2 protein-coding genes are annotated in these 5,016 nt (G+C 45.2%); one reads left to right on the forward strand and one right to left on the reverse strand.

What is annotated here, in order from left to right:
- Positions 1-178: 178 nt before the first annotated feature.
- Positions 179-1,123 carry a 23S rRNA pseudouridine(955/2504/2580) synthase RluC gene (gene rluC / locus AB6F11_RS21415; RefSeq protein WP_017054981.1) on the reverse strand — a complete coding sequence of 315 codons (945 nt, stop codon included), beginning with the start codon at positions 1,121-1,123 and terminating at the stop codon, positions 179-181.
- Between the two features lie 618 nt (positions 1,124-1,741).
- On the opposite strand from rluC, the gene rne reads away from it, so the two are divergent.
- Complete coding sequence (gene rne, locus AB6F11_RS21420) at positions 1,742-4,909, forward strand: ribonuclease E (protein WP_104216247.1); 3,168 nt, start codon at positions 1,742-1,744, stop codon at positions 4,907-4,909.
- Positions 4,910-5,016: the final 107 nt, after the last annotated feature.

A 5,016-nucleotide genomic window follows, 5' to 3' on the forward strand; every position in this document is an offset into this window, starting at 1 on the left:
CCGTAGAGGACTTTCACCTCCTAGATCAACGCCATGCTCGGCGCACAAACAAAAAAGGTTGACGATATTCGTCAACCTTTCTCATTTATGGATACTGAAGAACAAATTTAGAGGCACTCTATACCTTCGTATCTCGTATCTCGTATCTCGTATCTCGTATCTCGTATCTCGTATCTTCTTAAAGCTTACGTAAACCAGTTAGGGCTTTCTCTAGCCTTCTTTCCATTGGCGCCGAGATATCCATCTTCTCTTCACTACCTGGGTGTGTGAACTTGATGTTTGCTGCATGTAGGAACAGACGATCAAGACCAACCTTACCCGTGTAAGCGTCAAAACGACGATCACCGTAGCGATCATCCCAAGCAATTGGGTGACCAGTATACTGAGCGTGCACACGAATTTGGTGTGTTCGGCCTGTAATTGGGCTTGCTTGAATCAACGTCGCCTCTTGGAATTTTTCTAAAACCTTAAAACGGGTTTCAGAAGCTTTACCATTCGGGTTAACTCGAACAATGCTGTTCACTTCATTTTTCAACAAAGGTGCGTTGACGACTTTGCAGCTGTTCTTCCATTCGCCCATAACTAAAGCGAAGTAGTATTTTTGAACCGTTTTTTCACGGAACTGTGCTTGAAGGTGTCTTAGCGCCGAGCGCTTCTTAGCAACAAGCAAAATGCCAGACGTATCTCTATCGATACGGTGCACTAATTCAAGAAAACGAGCATCAGGGCGAAGAGCACGTAATGCTTCAATCGCGCCAAATTTTAATCCGCTACCACCATGAACAGCAGTGCCAGACGGTTTGTTAAGAATTAGCATGTGATCATCTTCATAAATGATGCACTGTTCTAATTCTGAAACCTTGTTGAGTTTCGTGCTCGGCACGTTCTCTTCTGTTTTCTCTTCAATAGTAACCGGAGGGATACGAACTAAATCGCCAGCTTTTAGTTTGTACTCAGCCTTAATGCGTTTTTTATTTACGCGGACTTCGCCTTTACGCACGATTCGGTAAATCATGCTTTTCGGGATGTTTTTTAATTGGTTGCGTAAGAAGTTATCAATACGCTGACCAGCCATATCTTCGTCAATGTCGACGAATTGGACTTGGGTTCTAATTTCGCTCATTGCGCTATTGTATCACTGTCACTTTTGATAATTGGGATTTTCTTAGCCCTATTCCGAACTTATTTATCCCTAATCCTTACCGATCTATCCCAAAATGGTCGCCGAAGTTCTATATTTCTTTGATTCTTCGAACAAAAAAGCACCAAGATTCCTGCAAATTAAAATATCAATTGATAAATTATTTATAGACAGTGAGTTAGAGCTATCAAAACCCAAACAAAAACTGTTTTTTTTACAGCATTCCGACAAAGCAGATTGCTGTGTTTACCGACCGCTGCTATAGTTCACAGCTGCTATCAGTGGTTTGACTATTATTTAAACAGCTAACCATTCATAAGCAAGTAAATGAGTAGATAACTCAGATTAGACAGTGCTGCAATCGGCGTAAGACACGGTCAACTGAGTTCCTTATCGCTCTACTCACGTACACTCATGTTGAGTATTCACCGCCACATCGCGGATCATAGGCTAACTCCCTATGATGACTGACGTGCCCCAGAGCATCCCTCTCCAGCCGGGAGGCTGCACCGATAAAGCCATGGGATCTGGCACCATGAGAAACGAAATAAAGCGATAAGAACAATGATGAAAATAAGAAAAGACAATGAGAACTTCTAAATGAAAAGAATGTTAATTAACGCAACTCAAAAAGAAGAGTTGCGTGTCGCTTTGGTTGATGGCCAACGACTGTTCGATCTAGATATCGAAAGTCCAGGTCACGAGTCAAAGAAAGCGAATATCTACAAAGGACGTATTACCCGTATTGAACCAAGCCTAGAAGCGGCATTCGTTGATTACGGCGCAGAACGTCACGGTTTCCTCCCTCTTAAAGAAATTGCCCGCGAATACTTCCCTGAAGGTTATACATACCAAGGCCGTCCTAGCATTAAAGAAGTGCTAAGAGAAGGCCAAGAAGTAATCGTACAAGTAGAGAAAGAAGAACGTGGTAGCAAAGGTGCTGCACTGACAACTTTCATCTCTTTGGCTGGTAGTTACTTAGTTCTTATGCCTAATAACCCTCGTGCTGGCGGTATTTCTCGTCGTATCGAAGGTGATGAACGCACTCAACTGAAAGCAGCATTAAGCACTCTTGAGCTTCCTCAAGGTATGGGCTTAATCGTGCGTACAGCGGGTGTTGGCAAAAGCGCAGAAGAGCTAGAGTGGGACCTGAATGTTCTATTGAACCATTGGGGCGCTATCAAGCAAGCTTCTGATTCAAATGCAGCTCCTTTCCTAATTCACCAAGAGAGTAACGTTATTGTTCGCGCAATTCGTGACTACCTACGTCGTGATATTGGCGAGATTCTAATCGACAGCAATACTATTTTTGAACGTGCTCAAGCGCACATTCAATTAATACGCCCAGATTTCATGAATCGCGTTAAGAAATACGATGGTGAAGTGCCACTATTCAGCCATTACCAGATTGAAAGCCAGATCGAATCTGCTTTCCAACGTGAAGTTCGTCTTCCATCTGGTGGTTCTATCGTAATCGACCCAACAGAAGCACTGACTTCTATCGATATCAACTCTGCTCGTGCAACAAAGGGCGGCGATATTGAAGAAACAGCACTTAACACTAACCTAGAAGCTGCCGATGAAATTGCACGTCAATTACGTCTACGTGACCTAGGTGGTCTTGTTGTAATCGACTTTATCGATATGACCCCGGTTCGCCACCAACGCGAAGTAGAAAGCCGTCTACGTGATGCCGTTCGTTTAGATCGCGCACGTGTTCAGATTGGTCGTATTTCTCGCTTTGGTCTTCTAGAGATGTCTCGTCAACGTTTGAGCCCATCACTAGCAGAAGCAAGCCACCACATTTGTCCTCGTTGTACAGGTACTGGTGTTGTTCGTGATAACGAATCTCTAGCACTTTCTGTTCTACGTTTGATTGAAGAAGAAGCTCTAAAAGACAACACAGCACAAGTACTTGCTGTTGTGCCTGTTCCAATCGCTTCTTACCTTCTGAACGAAAAACGTCGCTCAGTAAACCACATCGAGAAGAACCAAGAAGTTAAGATCACTGTTGTTCCTAACTCAGACATGGAAACGCCGCATTTTGAGGTTATCCGTGTTCGTGAAGGTGAAGAGTTCGATCTACTATCTTACTTGCTGCCTAACAAGCTAGAAGCTCTAAAAGAAGCGGAAAGCAAAGAGCCTGCTGAACAGACTATTCGTCCTAAGAAGATCGAAGAACCTGCTCTGAAAGGCTTCGCAGCTCCTGCTCAATCAGCACCAACTCCTGCTCCAGCACCTAAAGCTGTAGAAGAGAAGAAAGCTGAACCAGCAGCGACTCAAGAACCAGGCCTAATTGGTCGTTTCTTCAAAGCTATCGGTAGCTTCTTATTTGGCTCTTCAACTCAAGAAGAGAAAAAAGAAGAAGAGAAGAAAGAAGAAGAAAAACCTAAAAACAATCGTAACAACGGCAACCGTCAACGCCGTGATCGTAACGATAACCGTCGTCGTAACCAACGTGGTGAGCGTGGCGAACAGCGTAACGACCGTGGTGAACGTGGTGACAATCGTAACGAAAACCGTGACAACAAACGCCGCCGTAAGCCAGCTCGTGATGAGAAGCCTGAAGAGCAAAAAGAAGCAGCTCCACAGCAAACTCGTCAGCCTCGCAAGCCTAAGCAAGACCGTCGCAACAAGCCACGTGATGAGCAGAAGCAACGCGAAGAGCAAGCACCATCTAAATTAGCAGAAGAAGGTCTACAGCTAGCAGCAGAAGCACAAGCTGGTAAACCGGAAGCGCCTAAGGCTAAACCTGAAGCGAAAGCAGCTAAGATTAAAGAGCGTCGTCAGCGTCGTAAACTTAACAAGCAAGTTCGTGTTAAAGACCAACAAGCTCAAGCTGAAGATAACGCTTCAAAAGAGCAGGTTGCTGCTAAAGAACTATCTGTTTCAAAAGAACAGTCAGTAGCTCAAGAGCAAAAAGTTGCGGAACAAGTAGAAGCAACTCAAGCGAATGCAGAGCAAACTGAACAGGAAGAGCCGAAACAACGTCGTAACCGTCGTTCTCCACGTCACCTACGTGCAAGTGGTCAACGTCGTCGTCGCGGTCGTGATCGTCGCCCTAACCCATTCCGCCTACGTAAAGGTGGTGTAGCTTCTCCAGAGATGGCTATGGGTAAAGTGATGCCTCGCTTCATTCCAAAACCTCACCACAAGCAGGCAAAGCCTGAAGTGGCTGAAGTTCAAGTAGCAGCTGAAGCTCAAACATCTGTTCAAGAGCAGAATGTTGCTCTAGAGACGGCACCACAAAGCAACGTAGCAATGACTGGCGGCTTCGCATGTCCAGAGCTTGCAATGGGTAAAGTTATCATCCGTCGTGAAGATGCTGCTGTTGAAGCTCAAGTAGCTGAGACTCCTGCTGTAGTTGAAGCTCCTGCAGTCGTTGAAGAAGCACCAGTGGTTGTTGAAACCGCGAAAGTTGAAGCTCCAGTGATTGCAGAAGCGACGAAAGTTGAAGCGCCTGTTGTAGCAGAAGCTGTGCAAGCAGAAGCAACACCAGTTGTTGAAGCTGAAGCGCCTAAAGCTGAAAGTGCAAAAGTTGAAGAAGCACCTGTTGTTAAAGCAGAAGCTCCTAAAGCGGCACTAAAGGCAGCTGTTGCTAAGAAGCAAGCCGGTTCACCAATGACTAAAGCTCCTGGTCCTCAAGAGATCAAAGAGATTGAAGTGATTGCAGCTCCGTTCCGCACTGAACGTTTTGTATCGAAAGGTGCAGGCAGTCAGGCAGCGTCGAACAAAGCTGGCGCGGCGATGACTAAGCCAAACTACTAGTGATTACTGATAGGTAATCGCGAGTAAATAGAATCAAAGGCTGCTTATTAAAGCCTGTCTCTTGATCACAAGTCTGGTTAATCAAGAGACTTAGCGAGTTCATACCC

Source organism: Vibrio sp. 10N.247.311.14, assembly GCF_041467715.1.
Classification (GTDB): Bacteria; Pseudomonadota; Gammaproteobacteria; order Enterobacterales; family Vibrionaceae; genus Vibrio; species Vibrio crassostreae_C.